Below are 19177 nucleotides of genomic sequence, written 5' to 3'. Positions count from 1 at the left end.
CCTGGCGCGGGGCCTGCCGGGGCGCGGCGGGCGGCGGCTCGAGGTTCTGCGCCGGGCGTGCCGGGGAGGCGGGCGGGGCGGCGGGCGGCGCGGCGGGCGCCGGCTGCTTCGGCACCATGCCAGGCGGTGCGCGCAGCACATGGCCGCCGCCGGGCGGCACCGGCTGCGGCAGCGAGGGCGAGGGAGCGCCCAGGCTGGAACCGCCGAGCGACGATTGGGCGGCCGCCGGCGCGGCGAGAAGCAGCAGCAGCAGCAGCGGGGATGCGAAGCGAAGCCAAGCCATGGCCTGATCTGGCGCGCAATCTGGGGTTGCGGTCAAGCGTCCCTCCGCAATGAATTCGCTTCTTTCCTCAAAGCGACACGATCTGCCCGCCGCCGACCGCCGCCAGGAAGGTGACGACGCCCGCCACCTCCACCCCCGGCGCCAGCGTCCCGGCCTCGATGTCCTCGGCCCGCAGCCCCGCCTCGCAGGCGATCCGGCGCAGGCCCAGCTCGCCCGCCGCCTCCAGCAGCGTTCCGATGCCGGCCACGCCGCGCTCCCGCAGCAGCGCCTCGCGCGGGTCGGCCAGCAGCGGCGTGTCGCGCAGCAGCAGCCGGCAGCCGGCATTGGTGGCGAACAGCACCACCTCGCGCCCGACCGCCGCCGCCCCGGTGGCCAGCACCAGCGCGTAATGCGCCGGCTCGTGCCCCGCCGCGCGCAGCAGGATGCCGAGCGGCGCGCTCACGCCGGCAGCGCGCAGGCCACGGGCGCGGTGCCGTGCCCGGAAAGGTCGTGGATGGAGGGCGCGTCGCCGCAGAGCGGGCAGGCCGGGTCGCGCCGCAGCTTCACCGTGCGGAAGCGGGTGTCGAGCGCGTCCCACAGCAGCAGCCGCCCGGCCATGCTCTCGCCGATGCCCAGGATCTCCTTCAGCACCTCGGTCGCCTGCAAGGTGCCCATGACGCCGGTCACGGCGCCCAGCACCCCGGCCTCGGAGCAGGTCGGCACCAGGCCGGGCGGCGGCGGCTCGGGGTGCAGGCAGCGCTGGCAGGGATAGGCAAGTCCCCCGGGGCCATGCACATGCGACTTGAACACGGCGAGCTGCCCCTCGAAGCGCAGCACGGCGGCCGAGACCAGCGTGCGGCCGAGCAGGTGGCAGGCGTCGCCCAGCAGGAAGCGGGTGGCGAAGTTGTCGGTGCCGTCGCAGACCAGGTCGTAGCGCGGGATGAGCGCCTCGGCGGCGGCGGCGTCCAGCCGGCGGGCGTGCACCTCGACCGCCACCTCCGGGTTCAGCCGCCGGATGGTCTCCGCCGCGCTGTCCGCCTTGTTGCGGCCGATCCGCCCGGTGTCGTGCGCCACCTGCCGCTGCAGGTTGGAAAGCTCCAGCCGGTCGTCGTCCACCAGCCCGATGGTGCCGATCCCGGCGGCGGCGAGGTAGAGCGCCAGCGGCGAGCCGAGCCCCCCGGCGCCGACCACCAGCACGCGCGCCGCGCGCAGCTTCGCCTGGCCGACCGCCCCCACCTCCTGCAGCAGGATGTGGCGGGAATAGCGGTGCAGCTCGGCTTCGGAGAAATCGAGGTCCATGCCCGGCATATGGGCGAGGGGGCGCGGCCGGCGCAATGGGGCTTCGGGCGAAGCGGCGAGGGGCCAGGGCATGGCTGCCATGGCCCGCCGCGCCTCAGTGCCCCGTGCTGCCGAAGCCGCCCGCCCCGCGCGCCGTGTCCGGCAGCGCATCGGCCTCCCGCCAGGTGGCGCGCGTCACCGGCGCCAGCACCCCCTGGGCGATCCGCGTGCCGCGCTCCACGGTGAAGGGCGCCTCGCCCGCGTTCATGACGATCACCTGCAGCTCGCCGCGATAGTCCTCGTCGATGGTGCCGGGCGCGTTGGGCAGCACGATGCCATGCTTCAGCGCCAGCCCCGAGCGCGGCCGCACCTGCAGTTCGTAGCCTGCCGGCAGGGCGACGCAGAGCCCGGTGGGCACCAGCACCCGCTGCCCCGGCGCGATCACCAGCGGCGCCGTCACCGCCGCCTGCAGGTCGAAGCCCGCCGCGCCGGCGGTGGCGTATTCCGGCAGCGGCAGCCCCTCGGCATGCGGCAGGCGGCGGACGATGATCTCGGCGCCGCTCATGCCGGGCTCTCCCCGGCCAGCGCCTCGGCCAGCCGCGCGGCCAGCCGCCGCGCCACTTCCTCCTTGGGCAGGCGCGGCCAGTCCTCCACCCCGCCTTCCGTCACCAGGTGCACGGCATTCTCGGCGCCGCCCATCACGTCGCCCGACACGTCATTCGCCACGATCCAGTCGCATCCCTTGCGTTGCCGCTTCGCCACGGCGTTGGCCACCACGTTTTCCGTCTCCGCCGCGAATCCGACCACCAGCCGCGGCCGCCGCGCATGGGCGGAGAGCGTCGCCAGGATGTCGGGGTTCAGCGCCAGCGCCAGCGGCGGCGGCGCCTCGCCCGGCACCTTCTTCAGCTTCTGCCCGGCCGCCAGCGCGGCGCGCCAGTCGGCCACCGCGGCGGCGCAGACCGCCGCATCCGCCGGCAGCGCCGCCTCGCAGGCCGCCAGCATCTCCCGCGCGCTCTCCACCCGCACCACCCGCACCCCCGCCGGGTCGGCAATCGTCACCGGCCCCGCGACCAGCGTCACCCGCGCCCCCAGCGCCGCCAGCGCGGCGGCGATGGCGTGCCCCTGCCGGCCGCTGCTGCGGTTGGCGATGTAGCGCACCGGGTCGATCGGCTCATGCGTCGGCCCGCTGGTGACCAGCACGTGCCGCCCCGCCAGCGGCTGCGCCGCCGCCCCCAGCAGCGCGGCGATCGCATCAAGGATCTCCGGCGGCTCGGCCAGCCGCCCGGGCCCGCTTTCCGCCTCCGCCATGGCGCCCTCGCCGGGCCCCACCACGGCCACCCCGCGCGCCGCCAGCGCCGCCATGTTGGCGCGGGTCGCGGGATGCGCCCACATCGCCCAGTTCATCGCCGGCGCCACCAGCACCGGGCGGTCGGTGGCCAGCAGCAGGGTGGTGGCGAGGTCGTCGGCCAGTCCGTGCGCCATCCGCGCCAGCATGTCGGCCGAGGCCGGCACCACCGCCACCAGGTCCGGCAGCCGGGCGAGCCGGATATGGCCGATCTCCGCCTCCCCGGCGAGCGACCACAGCTCCTGGTGCACCGCCTCGCCGGCGATGGCCTGCAGGGCATGCGGCGTGACGAAGCGGGCGCCGCCCGCCGTCAGCACGGGGATGACACGCGCCCCCGCCTTGCGCAGCAGCCGGGTCAGCTCCAGCGCCTTGTAGGCGGCGACGCTGCCGGCAACGATGAGAAGGATGCGCTTGTCCGCGAGCATGGCGCGCAAGCTAGACCGGCCGGGCCGCCGCCGGAAGCCGCGCCGCGCCTGTCATGCCGCTGTCATCACGCGGACGGATGCCCGGTATCCCGGGAAGCGATTGGCGCCGGCTCCGCCCGGGCGCCATCTAGCCCCCTGTAAGAGGACGCAAGGACGTCCCCTAACGACTGAACAGGGGAACGAAAAATGTTTCGCACAGCTATTCTTTCGACGGTTCTGGCTTTCGGCGTGATCGGTGCTGCCGCCGCGCAGGAGAGCAGCATCCGTGTTCTCGGCACCGGCGAGAATTTCGCCGTCGATTACTCCAACGACGGCGGCAACATCGTCGGCGGCGGCCCGGTGAAGGTGATCGGCCGCAACGAGAACGCCCGCTACATCTACGCCCCGGATGCGCCCGCGCAGCGCGGCGTGGTCGCCAGCTTCGCCAACCAGGGCGAGAACAACGAGATCACCTACACGCCGGTGCCCGGCCCGGCCGCCGCGCAGCCGCGCGGCTGACCGCCCGTCACGGCCAGGCAGAAGAGGGGGCTCCGGCCCCCTTTTTCGTGCCCGCGAGCCGCCGCAGCCGCCCGGCGGTGGCGGCATCCGCCGGGTAGAAGGCCTCGATCGCCAGTTCCGACAGCGTCACCTCCACCGGCGTGCCGAAGACGGTGGTGGTCGAAAGCAGCGAAAGCCGCCCCGCCCGGCTTTCCAGTTCCAGCGGCACCGCCAGCCCGTCCACCGCCATCTCCCCGCCGGCCATCTCCCCGCCGGCCACTTCCCCACCGGCCACTTCCCCGCCGGCCGCCGGCGTCTCCAGCGCCGCCAGCTCCGCCAGCAGCGCCGCCAGCGCCGGGTCGGCGCTGGCCGCGACCTGCCGCCGCAGCCGCTCCAGCAGATGCGCCCGCCAGGCGCCAAGGTTGGCGATGCGCGGCGCCAGCCCGCGCGGATGCAGGCTGAGCCGCAGCACGTTCACCGGCGGCGCCAGCAGGGCCGCCTCCGCCACCCCCTCCAGCAGCGGCGCCACCGCCGCGTTCGCCGCGACAAGCCGCCAGTGCCGGTCCACCGCCAGCGCCGGATGCGGCGCATGCGCCTCCAGGATGCGCTCCACCATCGCCCGCGCCGCCGCCATGGCGGGGTGGCCCAGCGGCCGCTCGGCGAAGGCCGGCGCATAGCCGGCGGCCAGCAGCAGGGCGTTGCGTTCGCGCAGCGGCACCTCGAGCTGCTCGGCCAGCCGCAGCACCATCTCGCGGCTCGGCGCCGCCCGCCCGCTCTCCACGAAGCTGAGGTGCCGCTGCGAGACCTCGGCATCCAGCGCCAGGTCGAGCTGGCTGCGCCGCCGCCGCTGGCGCCACGCCCGCAGCAGGGCGCCGATGGGGGAACCGGAGGGGGAGGGCCGGGACAGCGACATGCCGCCAGCCTAGCCCGCCGCCGCGCCGCGCGCCCATGACCTGCGAGGTCATCGCGCCGCCGCCCGCCCCGCGGAACACTGCGCCCGTCCCCACCACCGCGCAGGGAGCGCCCGACCGATGACCGCCACCGACGCCCAGGCCCTCGCCACCCGCTACATCGCGGCCTGGAACGAGACCGACCCCGCCCGCCGCCTGGCCCTTCTCGCCGCCCTCTGGACCGAGGACGCCACCTACCGCGACCCCCTCATGCAGGGCACCGGCCACGAGGCCATCGCCGCGCTGGTCGCCGCCGTGCAGGCCCGCTTCCCCGGCCACCGCTTCAGCCTCGCCGGCCGCGCGGACGGCTATGCCGACCGGCTGCGCTTCTCCTGGACCCTCGGCCCCGACTCGGGCGAGCCCCTGGTCGCCGGCACCGACTTCGCCCAGCTCGCCGGGGATGGCCGGCTCCACACCGTCACCGGCTTCCTCGACCCCCTGCCCGGCGAGGCCTGAACGCCATGCCCGCCCCCTTCCGCACCCGCGACGGCACCGCGCTGTTCCACCGCGACTGGCCTCCCCAAGGGCCTCCCCAAGGGGCTTCCGGCCCGCCCGTGGTGTTCGCCGCCTCCTGGTCGCTGCCCTCCGACTCCTGGTGCTACCAGATGCTCGCTTTGGCCGAGGCCGGCTTCCGCTGCGTCGCCTATGACCGTCGCGGCCATGGCCGCTCCGACGATCCCGGCCGCGGCTACGACTTCGACACCCTGGCCGACGACCTCGCCGCGCTGCTCGACCACCTCGACCTGCGCGGCGCCACGCTGGTCGGCTTCTCCATGGGCTGCGGCGAGGTGCTGCGCTACCTCACGCGGCACGGCGCCGCCGGCCGCGTCGCCCGCGCCGTGTTGGTCGGCACCACCACGCCGAAGCTGGCCCGCGCGCCCGACAACCCCGCCGGCCTCGACCCCGCCCTGCTCGAAAGCTTCCGCCGGGACTGGCTGATGCGCGACTTCCCCGGCTGGATCGACGCCAACATGGAGCCCTTCGTGTCCCCGGAAACCCCCGCCGGCCTGCGCCACTGGGTGCGCGACATGGCGCTGCGCAGCTCGCTCCAGGCCCTGCTGGAATGCCACCGCACCCTGGCCGCCGCCGACTTCCGCGCCGAGGCGCGCGCCATCGGCGTTCCCGTGCTGCTGCTGCATGGCGAGCGGGACATCACCAGCCCCCTCGACCTGACCGCCCGCCCCACCGCCGCCCTGCTGCCCGACGCCCGGCTGGAAATCTACGAGGATGCGCCGCACGGGCTCTTCCTGACCCACCAGGCCCGGCTCAACGCCGACCTGATCGCCTTCGCGCGGGGCTAGAAAAGGTCGGGGGAAGGAACGCCCCCGAACCCCCCTCTTCTTCTTGTCCGTTGAACCGCGTGCAGCCGCCGGGACTGCCCCAGCCACGGCGGCTGCAAGCGGCCAGCGCGGCGGACCGATAAAAAGGNCAAGCGGCCAGCGCGGCGGACCGATAAAAAGGAAAGAAGAGGGGGCCCGGGGGAGAATTCATTCTCCCCCGGAACGGCCCCTCAGAACTTCCACCCCGTATGGATGGCGACCACCCCGCCCGAGAGGTTCTGCCACTTCACCCGTTCGAAGCCCGCGCCTTCCATCATCCCCGCCAGCGTGGGCTGGTCCGGGAACATGCGGATGCTCTCCGCCAGGTACTGGTAGCTTTCCGCGTCCTTGGCGACGCGCGCGCCGATCGCCGGCAGCGCCTTGAAGGACCAGGCGTCGTAGAGCGGCCGCAGCGCCTCGATCTCCAGCCGCGAGAACTCCAGCACATGCATCCGGCCGCCCACGCGCAGCACGCGGAAGGCCTCGCGCAGCACCGCGTCCTTGTCCGTGCAGTTGCGCAGCCCGAAGGCCATGGAGACCTTTTCCACGCTGCGGTCCGGGAAGGGCAGGCGCTCGGCGTCGCAGCAGGCGAAGGCAAGCCCCTCCATCAGGCCCTTCTGCAGCGCGCGGTCCCGCCCGACGCCAAGCATGCTGGCGTTGATGTCGGCCAGGATGACCCGCCCGGCGCCGCGCCTGCGCGCCAGGAAGCCGACATCCCCGGTGCCGGCGGCGAGGTCGAGCAGGGTATCGCGCGGCCCGGCGCCGATGGCGGCGACGAAGGCCTGCTTCCAGGCCCGGTGCAGGCCGAGCGACATCAGGTCGTTCATCACGTCGTATTTGGGGGCGACGCTGTCGAAGACCTGCCGCACCATGGACGCCTTGGCGTCACGGGGCACTTCGCGGAAGCCGAAATCCGTGGTCTGGGTCATGCGCGCAGGATAGCGCGATGCGCGGCGGCGGGAAGGGGCAGGGGCGCCCCCGTCAGGACCGCCGCCGCCGCAGGTCGCGCAGGTCGAGCGCGCCCAGCGCCTGGGTCGCGCCGAAATAGGTGGCCAGCCCCAGCACCACCAGCGCGGCGAGCCCCGCCAGCTTCATCAGCCCCTGCGCCGGGAACAGCCAGGGCTCCACCGCCGCCAGCACCGCGGCCATCACCGCCGCGGCCAGCACCAGGCGCCAGACATTGCGCCGCAGCCGCCGGTCGGCATGGAAGTGGCCGCGCCGCGCCAGCAGGCCGAACAGCAGCCCGGCATTGCACCAGGCGGCCATCGCGGTGGCCAGCGCGATGCCGACATGGGCGAGCACGCGCGTCAGCAGCAGGCTGAGCGCCAGGTTCACCAGCACCACCACGATGCCGATCTTCACCGGCGCCGCGGTGTCGCCGCGCGCGAAGAAGCCGGGGGAGAAGGCCTTGATCAGCACGAAGGCGGGCAGGCCGCAGGCATAGGCGCGCAGCGCCCAGGCCACCGAATACGCCTCCTCCACGCTGAGCGCCCCGCGCTGGAACAGCGTCAGGATGATCGGGTCGGCCATCACGACCAGCGCCGCGGCGGCGGGAATGGTGAGCGCGAGGGAAAGCTCCACCGCGCGGTTCATGCTGCGGTGCGCCGCGAGCGGCTTGCCGCCGCGCAGCTGGCGCGAGAGCACCGGCAGCAGCGCCGTGCCCACCGCCGCGCCCACCACGCCGAGCGGCAGCTGCGCCACGCGGTCGGCATAGGTCAGGTAGCTGATGGCCCCCGCCGGCAGCAGCGAGGCGATGAACACGTCGATCGCCAGGCTCATCTGCGTGATCCCGGCGCCGAGCACGCCCGGCATCATGCGGCGCAGCACCTCGCGCGTGTCGGGCGTCAGGCGCGGCGCCGAGATCAGGCTGAAGCCCATGCCCACCTTGCGGCAGGCCACCACCACCACCGCGAGCTGCGCCAGGCCGGAAAGCATGGTGCCCCAGGCCAGCGCATGCGCCGGCGTCGCCACGAAGGGGGTCAGCGCGAACAGCGAGACGATGGCGAAGAGGTTGAACATCAGCGGCGCCCCGGCGGCGAGGGCGAACCTGTCGATGGCGTTCAGCACGCCGCTGACCAGCGCGGTGAGGCAGATGAACAGCAGGTAGGGAAAGGTGATGCGCGACAGCTCCACCACCAGCCCGAAGCGCAGCGGCTCGTCGCGCAGCCCCGGCGTCAGCACCGCCATGATCTGCGGCATGAACACCATGCCCACCCCCACGATCAGCGCCAGCCAGAGCGCCAGCAGGGTGGACATGCGCGCCGCCAGCTCGCGCGCGCGGCGCGGCCCCTCCAGCGTCAGCGTCGCGGTGAAGGCGGGCACGAAGGCGGCGTTGAAGGCGCCCTCGCCGAACAGGCGGCGGAACAGGTTGGGCAGGCGCAGCGCGATGAAGAAGGCGTCCGCCAGCGGGCTGGCGCCGAGCATCGCGGCGATCAGCATGTCGCGGGCGAAGCCCAGGATGCGGCTGGCGAAGGTCCAGCTGCCGATGGTCAGGATGTTGCGCAGCATCGCAGGGCCGCCCGCCGGGAGGAGGAAAAAGATCGGAGGGAAAGGAATTCCCCCCGAGCCCCCGTCTTCTTTTTGTCGGTTCCGGCGCCCTGTGGCGGGCCGCGCTGCAGACTCGAAGAAAAAAGAAGGGGGTCCGGGGGAATTCCTTCCCCCGGCCTTGCTTCAGGCGTTGACCGGCTGCTGGCCCGCCTCGGGCCCGCGGCGGCTCTGCCACAGCGCCACGAAGTCGATCGGCGAGAGCAGCACGGGCGGGAAGCCGCCGTCGCGCGTCACGTCCGCCAGGATGTTGCGGGCGAAGGGGAAGAGCAGGCGCGGGCACTCCACCAGCAGCAGCGGCTCGACCAGGTTCTGCTCCACGTTCAGCGTGAAGATGCCGCAATAGACCAGCTCGGCGATGAAGGCGGTCTGCGACTGGCCGTCCGGCCCGCTGGCCTGGGCGTCGGCGCGGATCTGCAGCGCCACCTCGTAGACGTTGCCGCCCTGCTGCAACGGCCGCGCCTGCACGTCGAGCGCCAGGTCGATGCGCGGCTGCTCGCGCAGGGTGGTGAAGATCTCCGGCGCCCCCGGCACCTCGAAGGAGAGGTCCTTGGTGTACTGCAGGTTCAGCAGCAGCGGACCCTGGGGTTGCCCCTGCGGCGGCTGTCCCTGCGGCGGCTGTCCCTGGGGCGGCTGCCCCTGGGGCGGCTGCGCCCCGCCGTTCGGGGGCTGGTTTCCGTTGGGGGGAAGGCTGGTGTCGGACATGCAAGCCCCTGGCGTCTGGTTCCGGTTCCGGCGCGCGGGGTAGCACGGCGCGCCCCGGCTGTCACAGGCGGGCTGTCACAGGCGGGCTGCTTGCGGGCGGGCTGCTTGCGGGCGTGCCCTCCCCGCGCGGCGTCAGCGGTGGTGCCAGGAAATCTCCGCCGGGGCCGGCATGCAGGGGTCGCAGCGCAGCCACTGCCCGTTGCCGACCGATTCGCCGGTCATGGAAAGGATGAAGCCCCAGTGCGAGACCACCACGGTGTGCTGCCAGTCCGGCAAGGCGGCCATCTCCGCGCGGAACAGCCGCGCCCGCGCCTCCACCTGCTTCGCCGGCTCCTCCACCGGCGGCCACCACACCTCCTCGACATGCGACCATTCCAGCTCCGGCCACGCCATCGCCAGGGCGGTGCGCGGCGAGCCGACGTCGCAGGTGAAGGCGTAGCGCTCGCGCACCATGGGGTGCACCAGCACCGGCAGGCCGAACCGCCGCGCCAGCGGCGCCGCCGTCTGCAGGGCGCGGGTATAGGGGCTGGCGATGATGCGCCGGACGTCCTCCCCGGCCAGCGCCTGCGCCGCCTGCTCCGCCTGGTGCTGGCCGAGCACCGTCAGCTTCGGGTCCTTGATGCCGGGGTCGCGCCGCGTCGCGGAGAAATGCAGGTTGAACTCGCTCTGGCCGTGACGCAGCAGGATCATCGCTAGACTCCGGGAGGTGGCGCAGCGGGAGGTGACGCAGGGCGGTGCCCCAGCCAGTACCGGCAGGCCCGCCCCGTCGCAAGCTGGTGGCCCTGGCGCCCGCCGCGCGCTGGCGGTTTCGTGTGCCCGACGGCCGCTCCGCCAGCATCCGTCGCCGCGGGGCCGTTGCGGTCAGGGGAATGCGCGCTTAAGTGTCGGACATGAGGAGATTGCAATGTCCGGCGGCTTCCCGCTCGATCTGATCCTGTTCGGCATGGTCGCGGCCTTTCTGGTGCTCCGCCTGCGCAGCGTGCTGGGGCGGCGCCAGGGCTTCGAGCGGCCCCCGCGCGAGCGCCCCGTTCCGGCGCCCGGCGCGCCGCCCCTGCGCGAGGCGGAGGCGCAAGCCCCGCCGCCGCCAACGGGCGGCAGCGGCACCCACCAGGTGGTGCCGGAGATGCGCTCGCCCGCCGGCCAGGCGCTGCAGGCCATCCAGCAGGCCGATCGCGGCTTCGACCCCAACGCCTTCCTGGCCGGGGCGGAGGGCGCCTTCCGCATGATCGTCGCCGCCTTCGCCAGCGGCGACCGCGCCACCCTGCGCGGCCTCCTTTCGGAGGAAACCTATGCCGGCTTCGAGCAGGCGATCAGCGCGCGCGAGCAGGCCGGCGAGCGCCAGCGGAGCGAGATCCGCGCCGTCCTGGAGGCGGCGATCACCGGCGCCGAGCTGCGCGGCAGCACCGCCGAGATCACGGCGCGGATCGTCTCCGAGCAGGTGAACGTGACCACCGACGCCAAGGGCGAGGCGGTGGCCGGCGCCGAGGCGGTGACCGAGGTGACGGACATCTGGACCTTCCAGCGCGACCTGCGCAGCAGCGACCCGACCTGGAAGCTGGTCGGCACGCACGCCGCCTGAGCGCGGCCGTGGAGCGGGGGCCTGGGCCGCGGCGGCGCCCGCCGTCCGCGGGCCGGCGGCTGCGGCGCGCGGCGCCGGTCCATCTGCTGCCGGTCCTGTTGCTGCTGGCCCTGCTCGCCGCCTGTTCCCCCGCCCCCCGCCAGGTTCCGGACCTGCCCGGCTGGGGCGAGGACCGCCTCGCCGAGGCCATCCCCCCCTTCCTGGCCGGCTGCCGCCCGCCCCGCTTCCCCGCCGCGCTCTGCGCCGAGGCCGCCGGCCTGCCGCCTGGCGACGATGCCGCCGCCCGCGCCTTCTTCGCCCGCCGCTTCACCCTCCGCCACGCGGGCGAGGGGCTGATGACCGGCTACTACGAGCCCGAGCTGCGCGGCGCGCTCACCCCCGGCCCCGGCTACCGTACGCCGCTGCTCGGCCGCCCTGGCGACCTCATGGAAGTCGATCTCGGCCGCTTCGCCGAGGACCTGAAGGGCCGCAAAATCCTCGGCCGGGTGGAGGAGGGCGCCTTCGTCCCCTATCCCGACCGCGCCGCCATCGAGGCCGGCGCCACCGACGCCCCCGTGCTGCTCTGGGCCGCCGACCCCGCCGAGGCCTTCTTCCTGCAGATCCAGGGCTCCGGCCGCGTGGTGCTGCCGGACGGCTCCGTCCGCCGCCTGGGCTATGCCGCCGGCAACGGCCGCCGCTACGTCCCCATCGGCCGCCTGCTCGCGGACCGCGGCGAGATCCCGCGCGAGCAGGTTTCCATGCAGAGCATCCTGGCCTGGCTGGAGCAGGCCGGCCCCGCCCGCGCCAGGGCGCTGATGGACGCGAACCCCTCCTACGTCTTCTTCCGCGAAACCCCCGCCCGGCCGGACCAGGGCCCCACCGGCTCGCTCGGCGTGCCGCTGACGCCGCTGCGCTCGGTGGCGGTGGACCGCGCCCATATCCCGCTCGGCAGCCCGGTCTGGATCGTCACCCGCCACCCGCTGACCGGCGCGCCGCTGCGCCGCCTGGTCCTGGCGCAGGACACCGGCGGCGCCATCCGGGGCGAGGCCCGCGCCGACCTCTTCTGGGGCTGGGGCGAGGCCGCCGCCGGTGCCGCCGGGCGGATGAAGGAGAAGGCCATCCTTTACGTGCTGGAGCCCGCCGCACCCTGAGTGGCCGCGCACGCACCTTCGAATATGGCATTTCTGCAGCATGAAAACGGCGAAAGAACGCTGTTGGCCCACGTTCACGTGAAAACTGTAAGCTCCGACGTAGCAAAACCGTGCGCAAGGGCAGGGGTTCTTCCAATGCGTCCCGCGTGGCGCGGAAAAATTGGAGGAATCCCGATGAACAAGATCACCTACGGCTTGGCTGGCCTCATGCTGGCCTTCACCATGCCCGCCATGGCGCAAAGCGCCGGCTCCGGCGCGCAGAGCGGCGGCACCGCAGGCAGCCACAATGGCCAGCAGCAGCAGGGCGCATCCGGCCAGCGGGAGATGATGTCGCAGCAGCGCGTGAAGCAGGACCTGGAGCAGGCCGGCTTCACCAATGTGCGGGTGATGCCGCAATCCTTCCTGGTGCGCGCCAACGACAAACAGGGCCGTCCGGTCATGATGGTCATCAACCCCGACTCCATCACTGCCGTCACCGCGGTGGGCGGCTCGGGCAGCCAGGGCTCCGCAGGCAGTGGCGGCTCGGGCAGTGGCGGCTCCTCGGGCAGTGGCAGCTCGGGCAGCGGCGGCTCGTCCCGCTGAGGGCATGGCCGGCCCGGCCTGCCCGGGCCGGCCGACGCTGCGCGATCCTTGCATCTTGCCGCCCGCGGCCTATCGTCGCCCGCATGTCCCCGACAAAGCCGCGCGTCGCGCTCTTCGTCACCTGCCTCGTGGACCTCTACCGGCCCACCGTCGGCTTCGCCGCCATCCGCCTGCTGGAGCAGGCCGGCTGCACGGTGGAGGTGCCGCGCCTGCAGACCTGCTGCGGCCAGCCCGCCTACAACAGCGGCGACCGCGCCACGGCGCGCGACCTCGCCCGCCCGGTGATCGACGCCTTCCTGGGCTACGACTACACGGTGGCCCCCTCCGGCTCCTGCGCCGGCATGATCGCCAGGCATTATCCCGCGCTCTTCGACGACGACCCCAACTACCGCGGCCGCGCCGAGGCGCTGGCCGCCAGGACGCACGAGCTGGTCTCCTTTCTCGCCGACATGCGCGGCATGACGGGGGTCCGCGCGCGCTACGAGGGCGTGGCCGCCTACCACGACAGCTGCGCCGGCCTGCGGGAACTCGGCGTCCGTGCCCAGCCGCGCCAGTTGCTTGGCACGGTCGAGGGCCTGACGGTGAAGGAACTGGCCGATCCCGAGCTGTGCTGCGGCTTCGGCGGCACCTTCTGCGTGAAATACCCCGAGATCTCCACCCGCATGGTCGCGGACAAGGCCCGCGATGTCGAGGCCACCGGCGCCGACACCCTGCTGGCCGGCGACATGGGCTGCCTGCTGAACATGGCGGGCCGCCTGAAGCGCCAGGGCAGCGCCGTGCGCGTCCGCCACGTGGCCGAGGTGCTGGCCGACATGACCCAGGCCGTGCCGCCCATCGGGGACGCCTGAACACCGGGGGAGAATGAATTCTCCCCCGGACCCCCACTTCTTTTCTCTTTATCCGGTCGTGGTGGCGCTTGTGGCAGCCGTTGTGCCTGGCCGTAGAGGAAAACCGAGCAGGAAGGTCTGCTTACGGTTCAGAGCGGACCCAGGGTGAACGGCGAATCGACGGTATGTCGCTCAGTGACCGCCCGCAGTGGGTTGCTTGGCGAAGTGATGCCAGCAGGAATGAATTTGCCGGCCAGAAGTGTGGATGAGGCAGATGATGAAGGACTTGCTGGGTATCGCCATTTTGTGGGGGGCGTGGCCCTGATCATCTTCAGCATGAGATCCGCCTAACGCATTCAAAAGAACTCTCACCAACATGACTGGAGAAATGATTTCTTCGAAATCGTGTTTCTATCAAGCCAAACTGCCAGTAATACGCTGACCCTACCGATGATTCTGTTCCTGGCGCATCATCTATATGCGCCTCTCTAATATTCAACAGAAAATTTCAGCAGTTAAGCAGGTGCGGACGTGTTGCTCCGTTTCCCAGCCATTCCGGCTCTTCTGACCACGGTTTTCACGCTGAGTTGGGACTTGTTCCGACCGCCAAGGCAGACCCCCACCATCAGCGCGACAAAACCGACAGAAAAAAGAAGGGGGCCTGGGGGAATTCCTTCCCCCAGCCTTTATCCACCCCTCTATTCCCCCAGCAGCCGCCGCATCTCCCGGATCACCTCCGGCGAGAGCCGACGGATTCGCGCGGCGAGAAGGTTCGCCAACTCGGTCGCTTCCGGCGAGAGCCCGCTGGTATCCAGCGTCACCTTGGGGTGCGAGACCCGGGCCAGCCGCGCCATCTCCTCCGCGTCGTCCCAGATCAGCCCGAAAAATTCATTCACCTGATGGATCAGCCCGACGCTCGGCCGTCCCCGTCGCCCATGCTCCAATGCCGAGATGTAGGCCGGCGAGACCTGCAGCGCCGCCGCCAGCTCCTTCAGCGTCACCCCGCGCGCCTGCCGCAGCGCGCGCAGCCGGGCGCCGAAGGGCGTCACCGCCGCCGCCGCAGCAGCAGGTGCACCGCTCCCTGGTTCGGCGCCGGGTGGACGGCCCCCAGCACCAGCGGCCGCAGGTCCGGCGCGTTCAGCCAGTGCGGCAGCTCCCGCCGCAGCACGCCGCCATCCGGCACCGGCCCCTTGCCCGTCACCACCGCCACGCAGCGCAGCCCGTCGGCCTGCGCCGCGTGCAGGAAGGCGCGCACCGCGTGCCAGGCGTCCTGCGCGCGGCGGCCGTGCAGGTCCAGCGTGCGCTCCGGGCGGGTGCGGCCGCGGCGCAGGTCCTTCCAGCGCTGGCTGTCCACCCCGCCCGGCTGCACGCCGACATGCAGCACCGGCGACAAAGGCCTCAGGGCAGGCTTGACGGAGGGAGCGGGGGCGGCGACCACCGGCGGAGGCGGCGCCGGCTCGGCCGGCGCGGCGGGCACCGGCGGCAGCGCATGGCCGGGCAGCGGCGTCACCGCGGCGACATAGGCCCGCCACAGCGCGCGCTCTTGCTCGGTCAGGTTGCGGCCGCGGCGGGGCATCTCGGTCCTGTTCTGGAAAGGCCAGCGAAGGTCAGGGGGCGCCGCCCCTGAAACCCCCGGCAGGACCCTGAGGTTCCTGCACCTTCCTCTAGTCAGGAAGGCAAACCAGGTCCAGGCGACAGCGCCCCCTCAACCCACAAGGATCACATGCAGCCGGCGCGGGCCATGCGCGCCCAGCTCCAGCGTCTGCTCGATGTCGGCGCTGCGCGAAGGGCCGGTCACCAGCATCACGTTGCGCGGCATGAAGCCGCCGGTCAGCGCGTCTTGGTTCTCGGCGCGCAGCAGGTCCCAGGCCTCCTCATAGGCGCCCACCACCCGGTCGGCGCGCAGCACCACCACTTCCGTCTCCGGCAACAGGTTCAGCGTGGTGGGCCGCCCCGGCGCCGCGGGCAGCATCAGCGTGCCGGTCTCCGCGATCCCGGCATAGCCGTGCTGCACGGAAACCTGGTCGCTCCCCTCGGCGCGGCGGCGCTCCATCATCAGCAGCCGGTGCTCGGCCCAGGGCAGCGCCTCCAGCTCCGGGTGCGGCGCCATCACGAAGCGCGGGCCGAGGTTCTGCCCGGCCAGGTAGTCCATCAGCGCCACCGGCACCTGGCTGGCCTCCGGCACCCGCTCCACCGTGCCGAACTCCGCCTCCACCCGCGCGATGAACAGCGCCACCTGCTCCGGGTGCGGCACCCGCGAGCGCGCCGGGATCAGGTGGCGCGGATGGCTCTCCAGCCGGTGCCGCAGCATCGCCTGCTGGTCGGCGGGCAGTTCCCCGCGCTTCAGCCCGCGCCGGATGCCGCCCAGGATCGCCTCCCGGCTCATGCCCGGTTCCCCCCCTGCCGGTTCCCCCCCTGCCGGTTCCCCCCCTGCCGGCGCTCCCCATGCCGGCGCTCCCGCTGCTGCCGCTGGTAGCGGTCCATGAAGGTGCCGCCCGGCTCCGGGGCCGGCAGGTCGCGCCCCTCGGTCCAGCCGCCGGCGCCCGGCAGCTTGCTGAAGGCGCCCTTGCCCCGCCCGAGGCGCGCCAGCGCACCGATGCCCATCCGCATCGCCAGCCGGTAGGCCTCCGGCCGCTTCGCCAGCCAGGCCCAGAGCCGCAGCGCCCGCCGCTGGGTGGGCGGCGTCAGGTGCCGCTCGAACTCCCGCTCGCGCCAGTGCCGCATCAGCTTGGGCAGCGGGATCTTCACCGGGCAGACGCTCTCGCAGCGCCCGCAGAAGGTGGAGGCGTTGGGCAGGTGCCCCGCCTTGTCCACCCCGATCAGCGAGGGCGTCAGCACGCTGCCCATCGGCCCCGGATAGACCCAGCCATAGGCATGCCCGCCGGTCACGCCATAGACCGGGCAGTGGTTCATGCAGGCGGCGCAGCGGATGCAGCGCAGCATGTCCTGGAACTCGGTGCCGACCATGTTGGAGCGGCCGTTGTCCACCAGCACCACGTGGTATTCCTCCGGCCCGTCCAGGTCGCCCTGCCGCCGCACCCCGGTGGAGAAGGTGGTGTAGACGGAAAACTCCTGCCCCGTGGCCGAGCGCGCCAGCAGCCGCAGCAGCGCGGTGCAGTCCTCCAGCGTCGGCACCACCTTCTCGATGCTGGCCAGCACCACATGCACGCGCGGCAGCGTCTGCGTCAGGTCGCCGTTGCCCTCGTTGGTCACGATCACCGAGGAGCCGGTCTCGGCGATCAGGAAGTTGGCGCCGGTGATGCCCACATCGGCCGCCAGGAAGCGCGCCCTGAGCCGCACGCGCGCCTCCTCCAGGATGTCGCGCCGCTGCGCGAAGCTGCGGTCGAAGGGCAGGTCCACATGCGACTTGCGGAAGGTGTCCTCCCAGTCCTCGCGGTTGAGGTGGAAGGCGGGGCCGATGATGTGGCTCGGCGGCTCCTTGCGCAGTTGCAGGATGTACTCGCCGAGATCGGTCTCCACCGGCTCGATGCCGTTCGCCTCCAGGTGCTCGTTGACCCCGAGCTCCTCGGAGATCATTGACTTGCCCTTGGTGACGGTGCGCGCCCCGGCCTTGCGGCAGATCTCCAGCACCGCCGCGCGCGCCTCCTCGGCGGTGGAGCACCAGTGCACCCTGCCGCCTGCCGCCTCCACCCTGGCGGCATAGGCCTCCAGGTAGAAGTCGAGGTTGGCCAGCGTGTGGTTCTTGATGTCGCGCCCGATGTCGCGGAGCTGCTGGAACTCGGGCAGCGCCGCGATGGCGCGGCCGCGCTTGGCATGGAAGGCGGGGCCGGAGCGGCCCAGCGCCTTCTGCAGGCCGGGGTCGGCCAGCGCGCGGGCGGCATTGGCCTTGAAGGCGGGCGAGGTGACATGCACGGGCGAGAACTCCTCCGGGCGTCACCTCACTGTAGCGGGAACGGCGCGGGCGGTCAGGGGGTCCCTTCCACGCGCGCCGCTGCCCTCACGCGGCCTCAGGGACGGGTCGTCGTGCCCTGGCCCACGTCGCTCTGGCCCTGGATCGGCGAGATGGTGCCGGTCCCGGCGGTCGGGCGGCCGCGGCCGGCGCGGGTGGGCGCCACGCTGTTCTCGCCCTGCACGGGCGAGATGGTGCCGGTGCCGGCCGTCGGCGTGCCCGGCGTGTTGCGGGTGGGCGGCACGCTGTTCTCGCCCTGCACGGGCGAGATGGTGCCGGTGCCGGCCGTCGGCGTGCCCGGCGTGTTGCGGGTGGGCGGCACGCTGTTCTCGCCCTGCACGGGCGAGATGGTGCCGGTGCCGGCCGTCGGCGTGCCCGGCGTGTTGCGGGTGGGCGGCACGCTGTTCTCGCCCTGCACGGGCGAGATGGTGCCGGTGCCCGCCGTCGGTGCGCCACCACGCATCGGTCCGGCCGGACCATTGGCGAGGCCGTTGCCGGTCTGCGCCTGGCCGCAGGCCGCCAGCATCAGGGCCAAGCCGCCAATCAGGGCATAGGACGTGCGCATCTGCATTCTCCAGTTCTGGTGACGCGGCGAAGGCCACGCCGGCGGAGGACTAATTCCGCCCAAACGGAAAGGTTGCGCCGCCGCATCCGTCAGCTTGGCCGCGCAGCCGGCGGGCGGCGTTTGGCGCCGTGTCCAACTCGACAGTGTTCGGCGCACCCGTGTCCTGCCCGCGAGGTTCGTGGGGCTTTCCACCAACGCGGCGGACCAGCAGGCCCGCCGGGAAAGGTTCCGCCGGGCGGCCCAGGAGGGGGTGAGCCCAGGAGGGGTGAGCCCAGGAGGGGTGAGCCCAAGGGCAAACCCACGGGAAAGCCCAGGATCCCACGGCGCTGCGGGGCGCCTCCGCCTTCAGCCGCCGCGGCGCTTCGCCGCGCCGGCGGCGCGGCGCGTGCTGGTGCTGTTGCCTTCCTCGCTGCCGGCCGGGTTGGCCACCCCACCGCCGCCGAGGCCAGGCACGCCGCCGGTCCCGGTGGCGGCGCCCTGCGCCGCCTGTGGCGGGCCGCCCCGGGCGGCCGGCCCTGGAGCGCATCCCAGCGCCGGAAGGCCCATGACAAGGAGCAAGGCGAGGGCACGCCGCATCACTGGGCCTCCTGGCAAGGGCGCGGTTCCCGGCGCACGGTGATCGGGCCTGGACGAACTCGGCCAGCGCCCCCGGTCAGCGCCCGTCCGGCACGCGGCGCACCGCACCCGGCACGTGGCGCCGGGCGAGGCGCGCCGCCACGGCCTCAGCCGCCGCTGCCGGAATTGCCGCCCGAACCGCCCGAGCCGGAATTGCTGCCGCTGCCCTGGCCACCGGGGCTCGGCGTGCCGATGCCGGTGCTGCTCGGGCCGCCGACGCCGGAGCCGGTGCGCGGCGTGCCGCTCTGGCTGCCGGAGGGGTTGAGGGGGACACCGCTGGTGGTGCCGCTCGCCGTGCCGCCGGTGGCGCCGCCGCCGCGCATCTGACCGCCCTGTGCCTGGCCACCCTGCGCCTGGCCACCCTGGCTCTGCGCCCTGGTGGCGTTCCGGCCATAGCTGTCCGTCTTGCCGACGGTGCTGCCCGGCCGGTGCGTCGGCATGGTGCGGTGGGCGCTGTTGCCGTGCGCCTGGCCGGCCTTCGCGGCGGTGCCGGCGGTCGGCGCGGTGCCGGAGCCGGTGGTCTGGGCAAAAGCGGGAGTGGCCAGCGCCAGCGCGAGGCCAGCGACGAGGGCATAGGACGTGCGCATGGGGTTTCTCTCCGTTGGACGGCGCGCTTTGACGTCGCGCCGGCAGCGGATTCAAACGCCGGGGCGGGGAAAGGTTG

Annotated in this window: 23 protein-coding genes and 1 pseudogene; 7 read left to right on the top strand and 17 right to left on the bottom strand. The window is 73.2% G+C overall.

Features of this window, described 5'->3' with window-relative positions:
* The 5 genes and pseudogenes from E0493_RS23145 to coaBC form a co-directional block, all read right to left on the bottom strand.
* Positions 1-283, bottom strand: a pseudogene (locus E0493_RS23145) (hypothetical protein); the annotation flags it as partial.
* Positions 284-350: 67 nt separating this feature from the next.
* Positions 351-725: a DsrE family protein gene (locus E0493_RS14120; RefSeq protein WP_160937664.1), complete on the bottom strand. Its 375-nt coding sequence runs from the start codon at positions 723-725 to the stop codon at positions 351-353.
* On the bottom strand, positions 722-1570 hold the full coding sequence (locus E0493_RS14115) for a HesA/MoeB/ThiF family protein (protein ID WP_408888923.1): 849 nt from the start codon (positions 1568-1570) through the stop codon (positions 722-724). The genes E0493_RS14120 and E0493_RS14115 overlap by 4 nt, the downstream gene beginning before the upstream one ends.
* A gap of 85 nt (positions 1571-1655) precedes the next feature.
* Complete coding sequence (dut, locus tag E0493_RS14110; protein ID WP_160937662.1) at positions 1656-2105, bottom strand: dUTP diphosphatase; 450 nt, start codon at positions 2103-2105, stop codon at positions 1656-1658.
* Positions 2102-3310 carry a bifunctional phosphopantothenoylcysteine decarboxylase/phosphopantothenate--cysteine ligase CoaBC gene (gene coaBC, locus E0493_RS14105; RefSeq protein WP_160937660.1) on the bottom strand — a complete coding sequence of 403 codons (1209 nt, stop codon included), beginning with the start codon at positions 3308-3310 and terminating at the stop codon, positions 2102-2104. The genes dut and coaBC overlap by 4 nt, the downstream gene beginning before the upstream one ends.
* A gap of 186 nt (positions 3311-3496) precedes the next feature.
* Here coaBC and E0493_RS14100 point away from each other — a divergent pair, with 186 nt between their 5' ends.
* Entirely contained in the window at positions 3497-3808 is a 312-nt protein-coding gene (locus tag E0493_RS14100; RefSeq protein WP_160937658.1) for a hypothetical protein, read from the top strand.
* A 7-nt stretch (positions 3809-3815) separates the two neighbouring features.
* On the opposite strand, the gene E0493_RS14095 is transcribed toward E0493_RS14100, so the two are convergent.
* Positions 3816-4700 carry a helix-turn-helix transcriptional regulator gene (locus E0493_RS14095; RefSeq protein WP_160937656.1) on the bottom strand — a complete coding sequence of 295 codons (885 nt, stop codon included), beginning with the start codon at positions 4698-4700 and terminating at the stop codon, positions 3816-3818.
* 118 nt (positions 4701-4818) lie between these two features.
* Between E0493_RS14095 and E0493_RS14090 the strand changes: the two genes are divergently transcribed.
* Positions 4819-5193: a nuclear transport factor 2 family protein gene (locus E0493_RS14090; RefSeq protein WP_160937654.1), complete on the top strand. Its 375-nt coding sequence runs from the start codon at positions 4819-4821 to the stop codon at positions 5191-5193.
* 5 nt (positions 5194-5198) lie between these two features.
* Positions 5199-6038: an alpha/beta fold hydrolase gene (locus E0493_RS14085; RefSeq protein WP_160937653.1), complete on the top strand. Its 840-nt coding sequence runs from the start codon at positions 5199-5201 to the stop codon at positions 6036-6038.
* Between the two features lie 209 nt (positions 6039-6247).
* On the opposite strand, the gene E0493_RS14080 is transcribed toward E0493_RS14085, so the two are convergent.
* The 4 genes from E0493_RS14080 to E0493_RS14065 form a co-directional block, all read right to left on the bottom strand.
* A complete protein-coding gene (locus tag E0493_RS14080) occupies positions 6248-6985 on the bottom strand; it encodes a class I SAM-dependent methyltransferase (RefSeq protein WP_160937651.1) in 738 nt (245 codons plus the stop codon).
* A gap of 52 nt (positions 6986-7037) precedes the next feature.
* Positions 7038-8564, bottom strand: a complete 1527-nt coding sequence (gene murJ, locus E0493_RS14075; protein WP_160937649.1) for a murein biosynthesis integral membrane protein MurJ — start codon at positions 8562-8564, stop codon at positions 7038-7040.
* Positions 8565-8726: 162 nt separating this feature from the next.
* Positions 8727-9305 (bottom strand): protein-export chaperone SecB, encoded by a 579-nt coding sequence (gene secB / locus E0493_RS14070; RefSeq protein WP_235913777.1) that lies wholly within the window; start codon positions 9303-9305, stop codon positions 8727-8729.
* 132 nt (positions 9306-9437) lie between these two features.
* On the bottom strand, positions 9438-9995 hold the full coding sequence (locus E0493_RS14065; RefSeq protein ID WP_160937648.1) for a histidine phosphatase family protein: 558 nt from the start codon (positions 9993-9995) through the stop codon (positions 9438-9440).
* A gap of 214 nt (positions 9996-10209) precedes the next feature.
* On the opposite strand from E0493_RS14065, the gene E0493_RS14060 reads away from it, so the two are divergent.
* From E0493_RS14060 to E0493_RS14050, 4 genes are all read left to right on the top strand, one after another.
* Positions 10210-10884 (top strand): Tim44/TimA family putative adaptor protein, encoded by a 675-nt coding sequence (locus E0493_RS14060; RefSeq protein WP_160937646.1) that lies wholly within the window; start codon positions 10210-10212, stop codon positions 10882-10884.
* A 98-nt stretch (positions 10885-10982) separates the two neighbouring features.
* Entirely contained in the window at positions 10983-12014 is a 1032-nt protein-coding gene (gene mltA / locus E0493_RS14055) for a murein transglycosylase A (protein ID WP_235913776.1), read from the top strand.
* 174 nt (positions 12015-12188) lie between these two features.
* Positions 12189-12596 carry a hypothetical protein gene (locus tag E0493_RS23140; protein WP_202397127.1) on the top strand — a complete coding sequence of 136 codons (408 nt, stop codon included), beginning with the start codon at positions 12189-12191 and terminating at the stop codon, positions 12594-12596.
* 83 nt (positions 12597-12679) lie between these two features.
* Entirely contained in the window at positions 12680-13444 is a 765-nt protein-coding gene (locus tag E0493_RS14050) for a (Fe-S)-binding protein (protein ID WP_160937644.1), read from the top strand.
* Between the two features lie 677 nt (positions 13445-14121).
* Here E0493_RS14050 and E0493_RS14045 read toward each other — a convergent pair.
* The 7 genes from E0493_RS14045 to E0493_RS14015 all read right to left on the bottom strand — a co-directional run bounded on the left by E0493_RS14045 (position 14122) and on the right by E0493_RS14015 (position 19100).
* A complete protein-coding gene (locus tag E0493_RS14045) occupies positions 14122-14472 on the bottom strand; it encodes a helix-turn-helix domain-containing protein (RefSeq protein WP_160937642.1) in 351 nt (116 codons plus the stop codon).
* Positions 14469-14999: a Smr/MutS family protein gene (locus tag E0493_RS14040; protein ID WP_160937640.1), complete on the bottom strand. Its 531-nt coding sequence runs from the start codon at positions 14997-14999 to the stop codon at positions 14469-14471. The genes E0493_RS14045 and E0493_RS14040 overlap by 4 nt, the downstream gene beginning before the upstream one ends.
* Positions 15000-15128: 129 nt before the next feature.
* Positions 15129-15809 carry a LutC/YkgG family protein gene (locus E0493_RS14035; protein ID WP_160937639.1) on the bottom strand — a complete coding sequence of 227 codons (681 nt, stop codon included), beginning with the start codon at positions 15807-15809 and terminating at the stop codon, positions 15129-15131.
* Positions 15806-17296: a LutB/LldF family L-lactate oxidation iron-sulfur protein gene (locus tag E0493_RS14030; protein ID WP_160937638.1), complete on the bottom strand. Its 1491-nt coding sequence runs from the start codon at positions 17294-17296 to the stop codon at positions 15806-15808. The genes E0493_RS14035 and E0493_RS14030 overlap by 4 nt, the downstream gene beginning before the upstream one ends.
* A gap of 95 nt (positions 17297-17391) precedes the next feature.
* A complete protein-coding gene (locus E0493_RS14025; RefSeq protein WP_160937637.1) occupies positions 17392-17898 on the bottom strand; it encodes a hypothetical protein in 507 nt (168 codons plus the stop codon).
* Positions 17899-18243: 345 nt separating this feature from the next.
* Positions 18244-18474, bottom strand: a complete 231-nt coding sequence (locus E0493_RS14020; RefSeq protein WP_160937635.1) for a hypothetical protein — start codon at positions 18472-18474, stop codon at positions 18244-18246.
* Between the two features lie 146 nt (positions 18475-18620).
* On the bottom strand, positions 18621-19100 hold the full coding sequence (locus E0493_RS14015) for a hypothetical protein (protein WP_160937633.1): 480 nt from the start codon (positions 19098-19100) through the stop codon (positions 18621-18623).
* Positions 19101-19177 lie beyond the last annotated feature (77 nt).

Source organism: Teichococcus coralli, from assembly GCF_009829925.1.
GTDB classification, from domain to species: domain Bacteria; phylum Pseudomonadota; class Alphaproteobacteria; order Acetobacterales; family Acetobacteraceae; genus Pseudoroseomonas; species Pseudoroseomonas coralli.
Note: the sequence above shows the minus strand (reverse complement) of the source record. Positions and strands in the feature narration are given on the sequence as shown.